Consider the following 19328-nt stretch of genomic DNA (forward strand, 5'->3'; position numbering starts at 1 on the left):
GCGCTAAACACTGAAGGGATCTACTTTATCTTCGTGAATTCCAAGCTTAGTCATGGCAGTTGCCACCTCTTGCATGGAAAGACGTCCTTCGTCGGCTAACGCGCGTAACGCTGCCAACACGACAAACTCACGACTGACTTCAAAAAACTCTCGCAACCGGGCGCGCGTGTCGCTGCGCCCATAACCATCGGTACCCAGCACCGAAAAGCGCCCCGGCACAAACTCTCGAATCTGGTCGGTATGCGCCTTGATGTAATCTGTGGCCGCCACCACCGGACCCTCAGCGTCAGCCAGACACTCAGTTACCCATGGCACCTTAGGCTCAGCTTCGGGGTGCAGCAGATTCCAGCGCAGCGCGGCCTTACCTTCACGCTGCAATTCATTAATACTGGTCATACTCCAGACATCAGCGGCAATGCCGTAGTCTTCTTCAAGGATTTCCGCGGCAGCCAACACTTCGCGCAAAATTGTACCGGCACCCATCAGTTGCACCTTATTGGCACTTTCGCTAGCGCTTGCACGGACCCGATACATGCCTTTGATAATGCCATCTGCTACACCTTCAGGCATCACTGGCTGCTGATAGTTCTCGTTCATAGCGGTGATGTAATAGAACTTGTTTTCCTTAAGCTCAAACATGCGTCGCAAGCCGTCCTGAATAATCACCGTTAGCTCATAGGCGTAAGCCGGGTCATAGGCTACGCAGTTGGGTACCGTACTGGCCAGCAAAAGACTATGGCCGTCCTGGTGCTGCAGACCCTCGCCGTTCAAGGTAGTTCGCCCTGCCGTCGCACCGATCAGAAATCCACGCGCTTGCGAATCACCGGCGGCCCAAATCAAATCGCCAACCCGCTGAAAACCAAACATGGAGTAAAAGATGAAAAAGGGAATCATCGGATAACCGCTAGTGGAATAGCTGGTGGCATTTGCCAACCAGGCTGAAAACGCGCCAGCCTCGTTAATACCCTCCTCCATGATCTGGCCCTTGATGTCTTCTTTATAAAACATCATCTGACCGGCATCCTGAGGCGTGTAACGCTGACCGGTAGAGGAATAAATACCCAGCTGCCTGAACATTCCCTCCATGCCAAAGGTGCGCGCCTCATCGGGTACGATAGGGACTACGCGCTCGCCAATGCGTTTGTCTTTAACCAGGCTGGAAAGGGTCCGCACGAACGACATGGTGGTGGATATTTCACGCTCCCCGCTGCCTTTTAGCTGCCCACCCAGATCTTCCAATGTAGGTACCTGCAGAGCTTCAAACTCATGCAGACGCACTGGAATCTGACCACCCAACTTATCTCGCTGCTGGGCCATATAGCGCATTTCTGGACTGTCCGGGTCAGGACGATAATAGGGCACGTCCTTGAGCTCATCATCTCCAACCGGAATCGCAAAGCGGTCGCGGAAGGTCTTCAGGCTCTCCAGATCGAGTTTCTTAAGAGAATGCGTTTCATTGTTAGCTTCACCGGATTCACCGGTACCGTAGCCTTTCACGGTCATCGCCAATACCACGGTAGGACGATCATCGCTGCGCACGGCCTCGGCGTAAGCGGCATAAACCTTATAGGGATCATGTCCACCACGATTCAAATACATGATGTCATCATCAGACAAATCTTTGACCAGCTCCAACAACTCTGGATATTTGCCAAAGAAATGTTTGCGGGTATAGGCGCCGCCGTTGAATTTGTAGTTCTGCAACTCGCCATCGCAGACTTCATCCATGCGCTGCTGCAGCAATCCGGTTTCGTCTTTCTCCAGCAGCGCATCCCAGAGTCTCCCCCAGATTACTTTGTAGACCTTCCAGCCAGCGCCGCGAAATACGCCTTCCAGCTCCTGAATGATCTTACCGTTACCACGCACCGGACCGTCGAGCCGCTGTAAGTTACAGTTAACCACAAAGGTCAGGTTATTCAGACGCTCACGACCCGCCAGCGAAATGGAGCCCAGACTCTCCGGCTCATCGCACTCCCCGTCACCCATAAAACACCAGACCCGGCGATCGCCGTGATCAACCAGCCCGCGACTCTGCTGGTACTTCATAACATGGGCCTGGTAAATGGCCTGCATCGGGCCCAGGCCCATAGATACCGTGGGAAACTGCCAATAGTCTGGCATTAGCCAGGGGTGCGGATATGAAGACAACCCTTTGCCGTCCACCTCACGGCGAAAGTTATCCAACTGCTCTTCACTGAGCCGCCCTTCCAAAAACGAGCGTGCATACATACCCGGCGCACTGTGGCCCTGATAAAAAATCATGTCGCCTTTGTGCCCGTCACCAGGCCCGCGGAAAAAGTGGTTAAAGCCGACATCATAGAGCGTAGCGCTGGAGGAGAAGCTGGAGATGTGACCACCCAAGCCATCATTGTTATCATTCGCCCGCATTACCATCGCCAAAGCATTCCAGCGCACCAGAGAACGAATGCGTCGCTCCATGAAGAGGTCGCCCGGCATGCGCCGCTCAGCGGTCGGGTCAATCGTGTTTCGAAACGGAGTAGTGATCGCCATGGGCAGGCGTATCCCTTCCTGCACCGCATGCTCGGCAAGCTTGAGCAAGATATAGGTAGCTCGGTCGGCGCCGTCGTTTTTAACAATCGCTTCCAGAGACTCCAGCCATTCTCTGGTTTCAATTGGGTCTTTGTCGTCAATCATCTCATGCTACCTGTCAGCCGCTGCGGGCAACCGGGCGGAGTATTGGGCCGGTCACTGCAAGTATAGACCTAGGACGCCACCGCGACGTCGTACGATACACCGGGGAAAGTAGGTAATTATTTTACAGAATCATGCCGTCATTTCAAGACACGCTCCTTACATTAATCGTATTTATCTAACTATTTCAGCCACTTAATACAATAAAGGTATGTAATTAAACTACATTTTAGTCCACCAAGAAGCTTTCACGCTGTGATCTAAGCGCTTCAGGGCTATCAATTACCTGCCCGTCCGGCACCTCACCCCAGCGCCCGGCAGTGGTGAACAGGACGGCTGCAGAGGAATCTACCATGTGAGTTTGGAACCAGGCCTGCCAAGCATCAAACTCAATAGATTCAACAGCGGCAACCCATTGCTCGCGGCCGTCAAAATCCAAATCCCGCTTGGCGATCTCACTCCAGAAGTATTCAGACTCTTCCCACAGGTTCTTATGCGGTTGCTGGATTTCGTTGATTAGCGCCAACTTGTGACGTTCGAACTGCTCGGCAGTAATGGCCTGCTCACCGCTCAAGGTCCCTTCCAGAAATGCGTCTATCGCGACTGCAACCTGCGGCGCACTGGCCGAGGGCGACTGTATAACGAAGCCCAGTGCCGGCACATCGTACTGCGGCCAGTACAAGGCAGAGACCACGTAGCCCAACTGCTGCTCGGTACGTAATTGCTGGAAGAAACCAGATTTGGTGATCTGACCAGACAGAGAAGTCATGGCACGGCTGCCCCAACCGTTATCAGGTCCTTGTCGGTACCAGAACACCACGGAATCATCATGCTCTACCGCTACCGGGTGCACAAAATTGTCACCAGGCTGCAACCGCACTACCTCCAACGCTGCCGGTGGCCGCGGCTGACCATTTGTTAGCAGAGGGCTTAGCGCCTGCTCCACCCCTGCAATCGCCTGCTCACTGTAATTACCGTGGAGAAGCACGTCCGCCTGCACGTCCGCCCAGAATTGATCCGCCATGGCTTGCACCTGTTGCGGGGTCATATCCTGCAACTCAGCAATCAATGCGGGTTCAGAGTACTCACCTGAAACCAATAGCTGCCGCGCAGCACCAATGGCCTGCGAAAAAGGTCGTCGGGTTTTGACGTTTTCCAGATTGCGTACCAGGTCGTCACGAATATTGGTAAAACGATCAGTATCCAGATCAGCGCCAGCAATAGCCTCTACAATCTGCTGCAATAGCACCAGTTGCTTATCGTTATAGCCGCTCACCTTTAAGGAAATGCCTCGAGCGTGGCGGTAGAGACTGAAGTTCAACCCTGCCAACTGGGCCGGGTAGGCAAATTCATTCACCGCATCGGTCAGCAGACCAACGTAGAGCTGAACAGCAGCGGCCTGCTCCACAGTGCTATTGACAACCGGAGAGCGAAAATTGGTGTAAAGCGCCCCTTTGGGAATTCTGAACTCATCATCCTGCCGATACCACAGCTTGAGATTACCACTGTCGCGAAGTAACTGAGGCAGCTCAGGCAGCTGCTCTGGCAGTGGCCGTAAACTAACGTCTTCAGCAATAAAAGCATTCGGAGCCGGCAGGTGCAAACTGGCATCGATATCGTCAGACGCCACTGCCAACCAGGCACTATCCGCCGGAGCCGGGGTAACCGAATACTCAGTAAAGTAAAACTCTGACTGGCGGTCTACAGGTACCTCTTTACCAATCACAGTAATCAAGGCCTGCTCGGGCCGGAGATGCTCGCGCGTGATGGCCTTTATTTCCTCTGGCGTAAACTCGTCCATCAATAAGTTGCCGCGCAGCACTTCTGCGGGCGGCAACTGATGCAGATCATTAGCCAGACCCGCGACATAACCTATGGGGTCGCCGGATTCACGGAAGCGGAATTGTATGCCAGCAATCTGCCCCTCTTCCCGATACAGTTGTTCTGAGGGCCCAGCCAGGTCCAACATTTCAATATATTGAAACACGGCGTATAGCACCTGTTCACGCTGCACCATGCCCTGTTCCGTCAACGTTATATTGATGCCAAAGGCAGAGCCGCCCCGATAACGAAGCCCCGCCCCGGTACCCAAAGTTTCCGCCCACCCTTTGGACTTGAGTAGAGACAGCAGACTGCCCTCCCCTTCATGCCCAATCAGATGTGCAACAAACTCCAACGACTTGCGCCGGAAATGATCACTGTAATCAGGCATTGGGAACGATAGCTGCAGCTGCCGCTGGCTCGCCTCAGGCCGGATGTAGACCAGTGAAGGCAGCGTCTGCGGCAAATACAGCGGCTGCTCAATACGTTCGACCTGACGCTCTTTATTGGGTACCGCACCGAACATTGGCCGCACTATCGCCTCCAGTTCGTCCAGACTTTCTTGCCCCAATACCACCAGAGTCATCAGGTTTGCGGAGTAATAGCGGTCATAAAAGGCCAGTAACGACTCTCGAATCGGCGCATCGGCGCGGTCCGCCAGGGTATCTTTAGTCCCCACACCCAGAATACTAAACGGATGCTCAGGGTTAACGACTTCACGCAATACGTCGAGGTTACGTCTGCCGTCGGTTTTCAGACCCAGCTGGTATTCTGCCTCTACCGCATTGACCTCACGGTCGACATACTGGGCATCAAACCGCGGGGCAATAAAAAACTGCGCAAAACGGTCCAACGCCGGCTCCAACGAAGTATGTTTTATATCGAAAAAGTAATTGGTGTGCTCAAAAGCTGTGTAGGCATTGCGCGAGCCGCCGTGTTCCGTAATAAATTCTTCATACTCAGCCGCATCAGGATACTTGTCTGTGCCCAGAAACAGCATGTGCTCCAGAAAGTGTGCCAATCCAGCCCGGTCTACCGGATTTTGGGCACTACCGACGTAGACATCCAGTGCTGCGGCACCCTTTTTGGTGTCGGGGTCTGATATCAGCAACACCTTCAGCTTATTGTCGAGCTCGAGATAGCGATACTCACGGTCATCGTTGGGACTCTGCACCGGCACCAAGGCAGCAGCATTGTGCTCCGCCGTGGGAGTACAGGCACCCAGAAATAAAGTACAAACCAGTGTTGGCAGCAGCCATAGGCGCCGCGTTTCGAATATCAACATGAAAACTCCGTTACTCAGTAGGTCTGGGCCAGGCGTTAATGACCGCCTTGACCAGTGTCGCCAGTGGTATAGCGAAAAACACGCCCCACAAGCCCCAGACTCCACCAAAAAATACCACAGCCAGAATTATGGCCACAGGGTGCAGATTGACCGCTTCAGAAAACAGCAGCGGTACGAGTACATTACCGTCAAGCGCCTGGATCACTCCATAGACCAGCATCAGGTAAAATAATTCCGTAGAAAAGCCCCATTGGAACAGGCCGATGAAGAAAACCGGCAGTGTAACCACGGTAGCCCCAATATAGGGAATGATGACCGACAAGCCCACAAGCAGCGCCAGCAAGGCCGCATAGCGCAAGTCCAGCCAGGTAAAGGCGACATAACTGACCGCTCCCACAATTAATATTTCTATCACCTTGCCGCGAGCATAATTAGCCACCTGCTCGTTCATCTCGCGCCAGATGCGAGTCAGTAAGGGGCGTTCATGCGGCAGAAAGCCTCCCAGCCAGCCGAGAATCAATTCACGGTCCTTCAGCAGAAAAAACACCAACAGTGGCACCAGTATCAGGTAGATCAGTATGGTCAGCATCAGCGGAATTGAAGCCAGTGAAAAGCTCAACACTGTTTGCCCCACCTGGCCAATTTCCGCCTGCGCCAGCGCCACCCAATCGGCTATCTGCTGCGCTGAGACAAGATGGGGATACTGCTCTGGCAATACCTGCAGCAGCGCCCGCCCCTGCTCAACCATGCGCGGCAGCTCGGCGAACAAACTCAGCAACTGCCGCCAGACCAGCGGCATCAGCACTAACATGAACCCGAAAAAGAAACCCACGAACACCAGATAAGAGGCAATCACGGCCAGCGACTGCGGCAACCCCATCTGTATCAGCCGGGTAGCAAGACCCTGCATCAGGAAAGCGAGCACGATCGATGCCAGAATCGGCGACATAATATCGCCAATCGTCAGCAACAGCGCCAGCGCCACCCCCAGCAGGACCAGCAGCAGTATCGACTCCTCTTCAAAGAAGTAGCGTTCGTACCATTTTTGAAAAATATCCAGCATCTGTAGTTCGTCTAGCCCTTCTGCAAAACGTAAATATAAGTACCCTGTTGCTCGTCGGCACTGACCAGAGTATGCGCCGACTGCTCGGCAAAAACCCGGAAATCCCTCACCGAGCCCTGATCTGTCGCCAATATTCTCAACCGCTGACCACTTTGCAACGTATTAAGACCACGCTTGGCCATAAGCAGCGGCATTGGGCAGCGCAGTTCCCGAGCGTCTATTTCAGTGATGCTTGGGTCAGTCAAAGGTAGGCATCCAGTTACGAGGCTGCCAAGTATAGCGAGACACAGCACTAAAATGGAACTTTCCGCCCACTTGCGGCTCCTAATTATGTACCCTACAGTATCGAAATTTGACCCACTTACGAGTGCCTACAGCCGCAAAGTGAACTACTCAATCAGACAATTTCTGGCCCAAAGTTTGTTGGCGGCGGCACTGTTTTGCACCGGCGTCAGCCATAGCCAGGAGCTCAAGCTACCGAATCTCGGTGAGAGCAGCACCAGCTTGTTCTCAGCCGAGCAAGAATATAAGCTCGGGCGCGCCTGGGGGCGCATGTTTCGATCGCAAGTTCCCACTCTGGACGACCCCTTGGTCCACGATTATCTAGAAGATCTTATTTACCGGCTCGCTACACACAGCCAACTGCAGGATCGGCGCCTGGACCTGATAGTAGTCAAGAATCAGGTACTCAACGCCTTCGCCGTACCCGGTGGCGTCATTGGAGTCCACACCGGACTGTTATTGTACGCACAAACCGAAGATGAGCTGGCGACTGTGCTATCCCACGAATTGGCGCACCTTAGCCAGCGCCACTTTTCACGCGGAGTCGAACAGCAGAAAAAGCAGCAGCCACTGACTTATGCGGGCATGTTGGCAGGACTGGTACTGATCGCTACGACAGGCAGCTCGGCTGGTCTGGCGGCTCTATCTGCCTCGCAAGCAGCTGCCATTGATTCGCAGCTGCGCTTCAGCCGCTCCAACGAGCAAGAAGCTGATCGCATCGGGATGCAAACACTGGAAGAGGCCGGTATGGACCCACATGCTGCGCCCGCCATGTTCGAGCGCATGTTAGCTGCCAGCCGCTACTCTGGGGGTAACCGCGTTCCGGAGTTTCTGCGTACCCACCCCCTGTCTGAAAATCGAATTGCCGACACCCGTAACCGGGCTCGTCAGTATCCAAAGGTTCTCCGAGAAGAAAGTCTGGCGTTTCACCTGGTCCGAGCCCGCGTCCAGATCTTGCACGCCGATTCACCACAGCGCGCAGTAGCAGAGTTTCGCTCCGCACTGGCCGGCAAACCGCTGTCCCGCGAGGCCAGCCAATACGGCCTGGTACTTGCTTTAAAGGAAGCCGGCCAGCCGGTAGAGGCACGCAGCGAGCTGGACCAATTGCTGCAGCACAATCCCGATCAGGTGGAATACCTTATCGCTAGCGCCGAGTTAGATTTGGCAATAGGTGAGGCGCAGGCAGCCGTCCGAGCCCTGCAGCGGGAGCTGCGAATTTACCCGGGCAATCATGCACTTACCATGGCCTATGCGCGGGCGCTGATGGCTGATAACCAAGCCCACATCGCAGAAGAAGTACTACTGGCACAGACTCGCCGCCGCCCCGGTGATCCTGGAATGTGGTACCTGCTGGCGGAGGTGGCGGGGCTGTCGGGAAATATATTGGGCCTGCACCGGGCACGCGCGGAGTACTTTATTCTCAGCGGCGGCCTCAGTGAAGCAGATAAGCAGCTGAAATATGCTCTGAAACTGGCGCAGAACGACTATCACACCTCGGCTCTGGTCAACCAGCGAATACTGGACGTGTCCAATATGCGCCGCAGCCTGGATCTATAAAACTCAGGCGTTACCGCGCACCTTCACCTGCAAATCGTTGGCAAAATCCAGCATCCTGCGCAGCGGCACCATCGCTCTCTCACCCAGCGCAGGATCAACAAATACTTCGTTATCATCGCGGTCAAATACCTGCGACAGACTCTCCAGCTCATTCATCGCCATCCACGGACAGTTCGCACAACTCATGCAGGCAGCGCCGTTGCCGGCGGTGGGCGCAATAATAAGCTCCTTGTCGGGTACCGCTTGCTGCATCTTGTAAAAAATGCCCTGATCAGTGGCAACAATAAACTGACGCTGCTCCATCTCTACCGCAGCGCGAATGATCTGTGTGGTGGACCCCACCCGATCAGCCAAGGCTATTACCTCAGCCGGTGATTCGGGATGAACCAGTACGGCAGCATCGGGATACACCTGCTTCAGGTCTTGCAGCCCACGTACCTTAAACTCTTCGTGCACGATACAGGCGCCGTCCCACATGAGAATATCGGCTCCTGTTTGCCGGCGCACATAGTCGCCCAGATGACGATCAGGGGCCCAGATAATCTTACGACCTTCATCGGCAAGGTGCTCCGCAACCTCTAGTGCAATACTCGATGTCACCACCCAGTCTGCACGTGCCTTTACCGCCGCCGAGGTATTGGCATAAACCACCACGGTACGATCGGGGTGCTGGTCACAGAAGGCTGAAAATTCGTCGATCGGACAACCGATATCCAATGAACAGGTTGCCTCCAACGTCGGCATCAGCACCCTCTTTTCCGGCGTCAAAATTTTGGCAGTCTCGCCCATAAATTTGACCCCGGCTACGATCAGGGTAGAGGCACTGTGATCATGGCCAAAGCGAGCCATTTCAAGAGAATCACTGACACAGCCGCCGGTCTCTTCCGCCAGAGCCTGAATTTCTGGAGCCGTGTAATAGTGCGCAACCAATACTGCGTCTTCGCGCGCCAACTGCTCCTTTATCTGCTCCACCAGAGTCAGTTTTCGTGCCTCCGACAGCTGCTGGCGATCGGCGTGATCAAGATGTTGCTGCACCTGGTGACGAATGGTTTCCAGGCGGTCGGCGGCGATACTCATAGTGCTACTTCTGGGTGGTCATTGGGTGAGCGATATTACCACATTTATCCCGAACTAATGACAGCGCTGGAGAACATCGCTACATTAGACGCACATCAAATCAGCACACTGGGAATAGAACATGATCGAATACGACTACGTCACCAAAAAGCGCAGTGAAGTAGATGCCTACCCAGAAAAAGGCATGGGCGCGATACGCGTTCTACTGCGTTTCATCATGCGCGTGCAAGTATTTGTCTACCGCCTCAGTGGCGGACGCCTGCTCACCAAATTTGCCGGCGGTTACAAGATTTGCGTGGTAACTACGCGGGGCGCCAAATCTGGCGCCATTCGCCGCATAGCATTAATACATCTGCCGCACGGTGACAATAAACTCATGGTCGCTTCACAGGGTGGCATGGACAAAATGCCGGCGTGGTATTTCAACGTCAAAGCCAACCCGGAAGTGGTTATTCAGTTTGGCGCTGAGGAAAAAACATACAACGCCCGTCGCGTCAGCGATGAGGAGAAAGCCGAACTGTGGCCACATCTATGCTCGCTATATCCCGACTTTGACGACTATCAGGCACGCACCGATCGCAACATACCCGTTTTTAGCTGCGAGCCGGTATAAGTCGAACCGCTGTCACAGATATCTGCCTTGAATCAGCTTGGCGTATACCAAATAGGCGATGACCAGGCCCTTTCCTGAATAAGCTTTGGCACTTGCGCGCTGGCACAATCGGCAGGTCTCTCGTTCTCGGGTAACTCCAGACACTGCCAAGCGCTATAGCGGCAGCTCGGATTCTCTACAGCGCGCAGGTAGTAGACGGCGCGCTGCTTGGCATCAAAGTCAGGGTCCTGCCAAACGCTACAGAGCTGGGCAAAACCTTCGCCCTGCGGGGCACAGCTGTCCAAGTTTACGGTAGCACCATTATTGGCGTCGCCAGCAACCGTAATCACTCGTTGTTGATGATCACCATTGTCGTCATACCAACCCTTGATCACCTGCAACTGCTGCAAAGGCATCCCTGGAAATTCAGCACTGCCAGCATCGGCTGCAGCGCTAACCAAAAAGGTGGGGCTGGCGGAACTTTTGCCTGGCAGGTCAGCGCCCATGGGTACGCCACTGGCGTAGGCTTTGCTGACCATAGCCGGATCCGAACAGAGGTCTTTGGGGAGTTTCCAGCCGCCAAAGAAGCGCGGCTGAATTCGCGGGCCGCTGGTGCCAAACACCTCTTTACGACGCATCCCGTCAAACAGAGAATCGCGGGTATTTTCTTCTGCCCAGATGCCGATCAATCCGCCGGGGCCGTTGCTGGTATTGCCGGCTACCTCGCCGGTATAGCGCACACGATCTCGCTCAGTGGCATCACCATTGCCTAAATGGCCCGGGTAATTGCGCTCCTGAACACCTCCGGCCAAACCGTTATGAGTATCGGTGCTGGCACTGATACCAAATTTGAAAGGGTTAACCCCAATACGCGCTTCTTCCTTCAAACCCTCCGTCAGCGCATACCGCACGTAGCTATTGCGGTCCAAACAACTGGGACCCAAATGCGGCACCCAATCTGACAACGGTCCTGCGTAACAGTCGTCGACCTCAGGACTGCCGGTGATCGAGGTGAAAGCCAGATTTTCGAATTTCTCAAAATCACAAAGTTCATCAACACCACCCAAAACACCATTGAGACCATTGCGACACTCAGAATCGCCTTTGTGCTGCATGATTTCGATAATCGGCTCTATTTCCATGCGCAGCTTGGCGCGTGCGACTTGTTCTTCAACACTGTTGGCGCCGGGGTAGGTCACATTAAACATGCGCCCATTACTGATATTGGAGTTGTGAGGAATCGCCAGAACGTCACACAGGTCACTGCCGTCGATACATTTTTCTTTCAGCAACCGCCACATATCCCACTCACGAATCGCATCGAGGTAAGAAATCGGTCGATTAGGAACCACCGCATTACGGAAGATCACGTTGCGGTGCAGATTGGAACCCATGCGGAAAGAACTGTATTCATAAGCGACAAAGGTGGTGCGCTTACAGTCCGCCGTAGTGTCGTTCCAGCGCTCAGCCGTCGCCACCGCTCTATGCCAAACAGTCTCTGCAGCAGCACCACAGAGTTTACCGTCGGCGCCGCACAGATCCTTGGGGCGCAGCTGAAAAGGCGCGGTAATTCGCATAACCAGCTTTGGATTACGACCCGCGCCGGACCCAAAAACCTGGCAAAATTCCGGTGCGCTAGCACCCTGCTCCTTGCATAACTCTGCTTCGCCGAAGAACTCTGCGTGGTCAGTGACACCGGCGAAATCCAGCGGTCGATCAATGCGCACTTCTCGGGCTGCGTAGTCATCACCCAGTGGCAGTTTCACGCTATCGCCAAAGGCATATCCATAGGCGCCATCCGGATCCACACGCACATCAAACGACCATGCGTCGTTGGACACAGATGTGTGGACATGCAAATCGCCAAAATAGGCATTGCGCTGCTCGCTGTATTGATGGCAACGCGGTCGCGGCTGTTTGTGCTTGTCGGCACGCAAATCAACGGCATCAAACACAGTCTCGGGAGGTGCTTCGGTACCGCAACCTCCCAGCAAGGCTAGACCAAGGATTATGATAGCAACTCTATTCTTCATCCCTGCCGTCCTCTAATGGCTTCCAGCAAGCTTGTGAGTACAGCACCATCCGGCGCATAGATCACTGGGCTAACCCGCTCCACCTTACCTTCGAAGCGTTCTAGCAGCTGCGCGGCAACGCTGTCCGGCTCACCCACTAGGGCAAACGTATGCAAAATATCATCATCGACCAGCTCAGCCATCTCGGCCCACTTGCCCTCGCGCGATAACTTGTTAGCCTCAGGCTGCATCGCTTCCCAACCGTGAGCCTGCAATACCGGCAGATAAGCAGGCGTAGAAGCGTAAAAGGCGATCTGACTTCGGGCAGAGAAAGTCGCTGCCTGCAACTGCTCCTCGTTAAGCCCTGTTGCAGTTATCGCCTGTGCAGAAATGTCGAATTGGTCCCGCTGCTTGCCTGCTACCTCCAGACCCGCCGCTACCGCCGGCATTGTCACACTGGCTAACGAATGAGGCGTGTGAAAGGGGTGCACAAACAAACCCTCGCTAACCTCCGCGGCCACCTGGGTCATCAAAGGTCCGACCCCAGCGATATAAATTTTTGGTATTCCATGAGGGTTAGCCGATGGAGAAAACGTCGGCGACATCAAAGTATGCTGATAAAACTCACCGTCATAACAAAGCTTTTCTCCAGTCTCCCAACTGTGCCAGATCGCCTTTATTGCACCCACCATATCGCGCATCCGCGCCGCCGGCTTTGACCAGGGCATATTAAAGCGTCGCTCTATATGCGCTTTGACCTGCGTGCCAAGCCCCAAAATGAAACGTCCATTGGAGAGCAACTGCAGATCGTTAGCCTGATAGGCAAGACTCATGGGGTTACGCGCAAACGCTACCGCAATCGACGTCATCAGGTCCATGCGTTGGGTGCGCATGGCAGCAGCCGCTAATCCGATGAAAGGGTCGTTCTGCCCCTCAAAGGTATAGGCACCATCAAAGCCTACCTGTTCCAACTGCGCGGCCATTTCACCCACTTTCACTGGGTCGAACATCAACGAGCAATCGATCTTTAACATAGGCTATTTATCCATCCACTGCGGCCAATCGGCATTAACACTGCTCTTCCACTGCGGCGTACGTCGCTCAAAATAAGCCATACCACCCTCGGCGGCGTCGGGTCCTGTCATGCTGTAATGCAGAGCCTTGGTTTCCATTTCAATAGTATCTGGCAGGCTCATATCCAACGCTTTCCAAAGCATGCGTTTATGCATTCCCATAATCAACGGCGAGCAATTTTGCGCCATGTCGAGAGCAATTTCCTGTGCGCAAGCCAATACCTCGTCCGCTGGCAGTACCCGGCTTGCCAGGCCCCAATCGGCTGCCTCACGCCCATCAAGGCGAACCGCCCGCACTATTAACTCAAAGGCGCGCTCAAAGCCAACCAACCGCGGTAGCACGTGCTCCACCGCAAAGTCAGCTATAACACCACGCCGGTTCTGTAGCAGTCCGTACTTGCCATCTTGCGCAAAAATCCTCAGGTCAGCCTGCAATGCAATACCCAGACCGACGCCAACCGCATGTCCGTTACAGGCTGCTATAACAGGTTTACGAACGTCCCAAGCCTGAAAGCTAAGCGGACAGGAACTAAAGTCCATAGCAACGTCTTCCGCCGCAAAGGTCTTGCCGCCTGCGCTCATATCAGCGCCTGCGCAAAATGCCTTGCCAGCGCCTGTGATTACGACAGCGCGCACCGCATCATTTTCATCACATTCACGGTAAGCATCACCCAGCCCATCCATCATGGGCGCGGTAAAGGTATTCAGACTATCGGGCCGATTGAAGGTAATCGTGGCGACCCCATCATGAATATCCAGCAAAATCGCATCACTCATTACTTATTGCTTCCTCGTTAACGGATATTAAGCATAGACTGACTTCGCTACGGTGCAATAACAGCTGCGGCCAACCTGAACTGTCACTTGGGGCCGGTAATATTGCCGCTTTGAGAAAAAAAACGTGCATTCACTAGAATTAGTCTTAGTATTCCCGTATAACTGCATGTAATTAAAAGAATAAATCGAAATTTCGATACATAAACGCGTTGAAAGCGAGCATGTATCGAGTATGAAACTGGGCTATCACCATTAGAGGCACCCTGTGGGCCTGAAGAACATATTGATTATTTCAGAAGATAAGACCGATCAATTGGTCCTGTCTTCGTCGCTGCAGCGTGCGGTGCCATCACGCTTCAACGTCACTATCGCTACCTCCCTGGAACGCCCCCTTGATGCCCTGATGGACCGTAACAATGATGCGGTCATCCTGGCTCACGCGCCTGAAACAGACTATTTACTGCGTCTGGCACAAAAAAATGACGTTACCGTCCCTATTATTGTGCTGCTTGCCGAAGCCAGTGCTGCCACCGTGTCGCGCGTCAAAGGACTTGGCGCCAGAGACTTCCTGCTGCGCAGCAACATTCAGGATGACCTGCTACACCGAATCCTCGATTATTCGATTGAGCTGGGCAATGCCAAACAAAAGATACAGAGCTTGTCGAACCGCGATGCGCTCACCGGCGTACTCAACCGGACCGGCTTCAGAGCTCACGTTGAGCGTGCTATTGCTCGCTCTGAGCGCTACCAGACTAATACTGCACTCATTTATATCAACATAGACCAGTTCACCAATATTAATGACCAGTATGGTGAAGGCGCTGGCGATCAGGCCATTAAGATGATTGCCCGACGCCTTTCCAACAAAAAGCGCAATACTGACAGCGTGGCGCGATTGGGTGGTGATGAGTTTGCAGTAGTACTGGAGGATGTCAGCGCAGAGACCAATGTGGACATGGTTTCAGAAAAAATGATGATGTCGATTACCGAACCCATGCGACTCAACGAACAGCAGGTCAGCATCGAGGTATCAGTAGGTGCATCAGTCTGCCCGGACAATGGTGTTCGCTTTGAAGATCTGGTTGAGGCGGCCCGCAACGCCATGACTCAGGCCAAGGCGGTCCCAGGTAACAAATATTTCCGCTTTAATGATCAGCTGACCTTTAACTCGGGCGGCAGTACCAGCCTTTCGGCTGAGTTACGGCAGGCCGTGCGCAATGACCAGTTTGAACTTTACTATCAGCCACGCATTAATCTTAAAACTGAGAAAGTGGTGGGACTGGAAGCATTGCTGCGCTGGAATCACCCCGAGCGCGGCATGATTCGCCCGGATGAGTTTCTACCCCTTTGTGAAAACATGGGCCTAATGAAAACTGTTGGGCACCGGGTCATTGAAAAGGCCTGCTCCGCTATCAACTGGCTCGATACTCAAGGGCTCGCGGATGTCGATGTAGCCGTTAACGTATCGTTTTCTCAGTTTCAGGACGAGCGTTTTACCGACATTGTTAAGGATATTGTCGGTGAATCAGGTATTGATCCCCGTCGACTGGAATTTGAACTTACCGAGAGTGTGGTGCTGAAAAGCCCGGACGAAGTCACTCATCGCATGGAAGAGTTACGGCGTATGGGGCACTCCTTCTCGCTCGACGATTTTGGTACCGGGTTTTCGCAGCTGTCGCATATGACGGATTTGCCGATCTCCGCACTAAAAATAGACAAGAGTTTTGTTAAAGATATTCCGACCAACCGTCATCAAGAAGCAGTTTGCATGATGATTATCGATATGGCGCAGCGCCTCGACCTGCTGGTCATAGCCGAGGGTGCTGAGGAGCAGGAACAGGTTGATTTTCTAAAGGGTGTAAACTGCCATCAAGTGCAAGGTTTTTACTACAGCCCTGCAATTCCCTTAACACAAATACCCCGCTTCGCCGAAGAGCAATTATTCAAGGAATCTCTTTTTAGCCACACTGTAGACTAAGCGCAGACGCGGTTACGCCCCTTCTTTTTCGCGCTATATAACTTCTGATCCGCCGCTGCTATCACCTCCTCGGGCGATCGCAACTCCTCACTTTTTTCTGCAAGACCTATGCTGACAGTTACCGACAAGTTGTTAGGCGACACTTTCACAGCGCCTCGCGGCTTACTGCTTCTGCGCTTAGCACCATCAACCGATCGTCGCGGACGCTGGGACTTGTCGCGCAGCGTTATCTCATACCCCGCCACTGCCTCACGCATGTGCTCCACTGTGTCCAAACACTCCTCGATATTGCGACGCGGAAATAGCACACAAAATTCTTCGCCACCGTAACGAAAGCAAGTACCACCGCCGCGACTGCGGGACAACTGACTCGCGACCAACTTCAATACATCGTCGCCAACGTCATGACCGTGGGTATCGTTGACCTTCTTGAAATGGTCTACATCAACCATAGCAAGCGCATAACGACCGCCCAAACCGCGTAACCGCTCATTAAGCGCGCGACGACCCAACAGGCCGGTCAGCTCATCCTGGTACGCCATGGCGTGCGAGGCGCGTAGTAAGGCAACAATCTGCAGCACGCCGGTGGCAGCAAACAATGCTATGGATGCCTGCGGCAGGTAAAACCAGCCCAGTAAAGCCCACACAGCAACCAACGTTCCCAGCAGCGCCACTTCACACTGATCGCGGCGAATGAACACCAGCACCAAAGCCACAGCAGCCACTAGCAAATTCAATACCGTTGCAGCCCATGACAACACATAACCGTCACGAGGCCAGAGCACAAACCAGGGGGACCCTTGTTGCACGTATTGAGCGACCAACTCCGCGTATTGCCAAGCGGCCCAAGCCAATACACAAAGCACAACCCCATAAATAAGCCCGTAAGGGTTAAAAATGCCGCGCTCATCAAACAGCACTAGCGCCAATATGATCGCCGGAAGGCCAAACGCCAAGGTATTGAAAACCTGCGCCGCACCCACATCATCCAGCGAAACCTGCAGTCGCGTCTGCACTAACCAGTAGACTGCGACGGTAACGACGGCCAATAGTAAAAACCGACTACGGTTGAACTGCATGGCAAGGAGGCCAGAGATCACGGCCAGAACATAGGGCAGGTACTGTAACAAGGTGAGAGGTTCCGCCCCAATTTGTGAAACCCTGGGTCGTAAAATCAGCGCAATAGTCAGCAATATGACGGGTATCGACAGCCTGTAGAGCGCAGAAATAAAGGAGTTCATAAAAATGATGCGTCAGTCCACAAATTAGCCAAACGTTTTTGGAGTATGCCCCTTAGTAATGATAGCCTTGTTATCACTTTTTCAGCATCGGCTATCAACACTTATGTCATCCAGAGGGGATATCGGATCCCAACCCAAAATACTTGTTTGCGACGATGACGCAAATGTTCGAATGCTAACCCGGCAATGCCTGGAAGCAGAGAACATGATCGTCGTAGAAGCCGCCTCTGGCCCTGAAACTATAGAGCAGTTTATCAAGGAAAGGCCAGACCTGTTATTCCTGGATGTGGAAATGCCCGGCATGTCCGGACTCGAGGTATGCCAGCACATCAGAGGGCTACCGCAGGGTGAAGCCACTCCCATTATGATTGTGACCGGGTCCGATGATCGCGAGTCCATCGACAAGGGCTTTAGCGCCGGCGCCACTCAATATAAGACCAAACCTGTCAACTGGTCACTGCTGGGGCGCGATGTACAGTACATGCTCCGAGCCAGCAACGCCTTCAATGCTCTGAAAAGGCAGGAAGACCGGCTCCGCTACCTGGCCTATTTTGACCCTCTGACGAACCTGCCTAATCGTCGCAGCTTTAACGAACAGCTGACCCGAATTCTCAAGCGTAGCCGCCGGCATGATTCATCTGCCGCCTTACTGTTCATCGATTTGGACAACTTCAAGCGCATCAATGACTCCATCGGTCATGGCCGGGGCGACAAGCTGCTGGTAGAGATTGCCCGTCGCCTCACGCTGGAACTGCGCGAAGACGACGCCATTAGTTATATCACCCATGACGACATGCAAGATGAAGAAGAGCATGACGGCTCAACGGAAATCGCACGTCTGGGCGGCGATGAGTTCACCGTAGTCCTTTCTGACATCAACGATCTTAGCGACGTAGAGCGCGTAGCCAAGCGCCTACTGGTAAAGCTATCACAGCCGATTGCACTGCAGTCGCACAACCCGGTAGTAACACCGAGTATCGGCATTGCGCTTTACCCCAATGATGGAGAAGACCCGGACACCCTTATTCGTAATGCCGACACCGCCATGTACGCAGCTAAAGCTGAGGGCCGAGCCTGTTATCGTTTCTATAACGAAGAAATGAATGCCAAGGCGGTTGAGCACCTTAAGTTGGAAGAGGAATTACGTGAAGCTATTGCCGACAATCAACTGGAACTGCGTTACCAGCCACAGGTAGATGCAAAAACAGGCGCTGTGGTTAGCATGGAGGCACTGGTGCGCTGGAAGCACCCGGTGCGCGGCATGATACCGCCGAGTGAATTTATCCCTGTGGCGGAACGCACGGGCTTGATTGTGGAGCTGGGTGAGTGGATTCTTAACGAAGCTGCCAGACATTGCCATTTCTGGGATGAAAGGGGTCTGCCACAGTTTCGAATCTGTTTGAACCTTTCACCTCTGCAATTTAATGAGCCTAACCTCACTCAAAAAGTAGCAGACTTTCTCGAGCAATCCGGCATCCACCCAGGACGCCTGGAACTGGAGCTCACCGAATCGGCCATTATGACCGATGCAGAAACCAATATAGCGAAATTGCGCGAGCTTAAAGCACTTGGATTGGCTCTAGCTGTGGACGACTTTGGCACCGGCTATTCATCGCTTAATTATCTGAAGCGATTTCCGATTGATACCTTGAAGATTGACCAAAGCTTTGTCGCCGATCTGGCAAGCCCTGACGGCGAAGCCATTGTCGACGCTATTATGGCGCTTTCAAAGACCCTTAATCTGCAGGTTATTGCCGAGGGTGTGGAAACGCAGGAGCAGCTTAAGTTTCTGCTGACGCGTAACTGCCACCTGCTACAGGGCTACTACTTTAGCCGCCCGGTCTACCCGGATGACGTACCGACCATGCTAGACCAGAACTATCTGGACTACTTTAGAAGCGCCGAAAACTCCGGCTAA

General features: G+C 53.5%; 13 protein-coding genes. 4 read left to right on the top strand and 9 right to left on the bottom strand.

The features are described 5' to 3' along the window. Positions 1-3: 3 nt before the first annotated feature. The 4 genes from aceE to EYC98_RS20550 all read right to left on the bottom strand — a co-directional run bounded on the left by aceE (position 4) and on the right by EYC98_RS20550 (position 7066). Complete coding sequence (gene aceE, locus EYC98_RS20535; RefSeq protein ID WP_279247282.1) at positions 4-2655, bottom strand: pyruvate dehydrogenase (acetyl-transferring), homodimeric type; 2652 nt, start codon at positions 2653-2655, stop codon at positions 4-6. 226 nt (positions 2656-2881) lie between these two features. Then, complete coding sequence (locus EYC98_RS20540; protein ID WP_279247283.1) at positions 2882-5758, bottom strand: insulinase family protein; 2877 nt, start codon at positions 5756-5758, stop codon at positions 2882-2884. A gap of 10 nt (positions 5759-5768) precedes the next feature. Next, positions 5769-6821 carry an AI-2E family transporter gene (locus EYC98_RS20545; RefSeq protein ID WP_279247284.1) on the bottom strand — a complete coding sequence of 351 codons (1053 nt, stop codon included), beginning with the start codon at positions 6819-6821 and terminating at the stop codon, positions 5769-5771. Between the two features lie 11 nt (positions 6822-6832). Further along, a complete protein-coding gene (locus EYC98_RS20550) occupies positions 6833-7066 on the bottom strand; it encodes a sulfurtransferase TusA family protein (RefSeq protein WP_279247285.1) in 234 nt (77 codons plus the stop codon). 139 nt (positions 7067-7205) lie between these two features. Here EYC98_RS20550 and EYC98_RS20555 point away from each other — a divergent pair, with 139 nt between their 5' ends. Further along, a complete protein-coding gene (locus EYC98_RS20555; protein ID WP_279247286.1) occupies positions 7206-8660 on the top strand; it encodes a M48 family metalloprotease in 1455 nt (484 codons plus the stop codon). Positions 8661-8663: 3 nt separating this feature from the next. Here EYC98_RS20555 and nadA read toward each other — a convergent pair whose 3' ends face one another. Beyond that, positions 8664-9737: a quinolinate synthase NadA gene (gene nadA, locus EYC98_RS20560; RefSeq protein ID WP_279247287.1), complete on the bottom strand. Its 1074-nt coding sequence runs from the start codon at positions 9735-9737 to the stop codon at positions 8664-8666. Positions 9738-9858: 121 nt separating this feature from the next. On the opposite strand from nadA, the gene EYC98_RS20565 reads away from it, so the two are divergent. Beyond that, positions 9859-10350, top strand: coding sequence for a nitroreductase family deazaflavin-dependent oxidoreductase (locus EYC98_RS20565; RefSeq protein WP_279247288.1), 492 nt, complete (start codon positions 9859-9861; stop codon positions 10348-10350). Positions 10351-10382: 32 nt separating this feature from the next. Here the strand turns inward: EYC98_RS20565 and EYC98_RS20570 are convergent, their stop codons facing one another. The 3 genes from EYC98_RS20570 to EYC98_RS20580 are packed head-to-tail and all read right to left on the bottom strand — an operon-like array spanning position 10383 to position 14191. Continuing rightward, positions 10383-12362, bottom strand: a complete 1980-nt coding sequence (locus tag EYC98_RS20570) for a DUF3604 domain-containing protein (RefSeq protein ID WP_279247289.1) — start codon at positions 12360-12362, stop codon at positions 10383-10385. Next, on the bottom strand, positions 12359-13375 hold the full coding sequence (locus tag EYC98_RS20575) for a TIGR03617 family F420-dependent LLM class oxidoreductase (protein ID WP_279247290.1): 1017 nt from the start codon (positions 13373-13375) through the stop codon (positions 12359-12361). The genes EYC98_RS20570 and EYC98_RS20575 overlap by 4 nt, the downstream gene beginning before the upstream one ends. Positions 13376-13378: 3 nt before the next feature. Continuing rightward, positions 13379-14191: an enoyl-CoA hydratase/isomerase family protein gene (locus EYC98_RS20580; protein WP_279247291.1), complete on the bottom strand. Its 813-nt coding sequence runs from the start codon at positions 14189-14191 to the stop codon at positions 13379-13381. A 265-nt stretch (positions 14192-14456) separates the two neighbouring features. Here EYC98_RS20580 and EYC98_RS20585 point away from each other — a divergent pair, with 265 nt between their 5' ends. Then, entirely contained in the window at positions 14457-16169 is a 1713-nt protein-coding gene (locus tag EYC98_RS20585) for a putative bifunctional diguanylate cyclase/phosphodiesterase (RefSeq protein ID WP_279247292.1), read from the top strand. Here the strand turns inward: EYC98_RS20585 and EYC98_RS20590 are convergent. Next, positions 16166-17410 carry a GGDEF domain-containing protein gene (locus EYC98_RS20590; RefSeq protein WP_279247293.1) on the bottom strand — a complete coding sequence of 415 codons (1245 nt, stop codon included), beginning with the start codon at positions 17408-17410 and terminating at the stop codon, positions 16166-16168. The genes EYC98_RS20585 and EYC98_RS20590 overlap by 4 nt on opposite strands. A gap of 103 nt (positions 17411-17513) precedes the next feature. Between EYC98_RS20590 and EYC98_RS20595 the strand changes: the two genes are divergently transcribed. Continuing rightward, the gene (locus EYC98_RS20595; protein ID WP_279247294.1) at positions 17514-19328 is read left to right on the top strand and encodes a two-component system response regulator; all 1815 of its coding nucleotides are present in this window, start codon (positions 17514-17516) and stop codon (positions 19326-19328) included.

The sequence above is a fragment of the Candidatus Litorirhabdus singularis genome, from assembly GCF_026262625.1.
Classification (GTDB): domain Bacteria; phylum Pseudomonadota; class Gammaproteobacteria; order Pseudomonadales; family Halieaceae; genus Litorirhabdus; species Litorirhabdus singularis.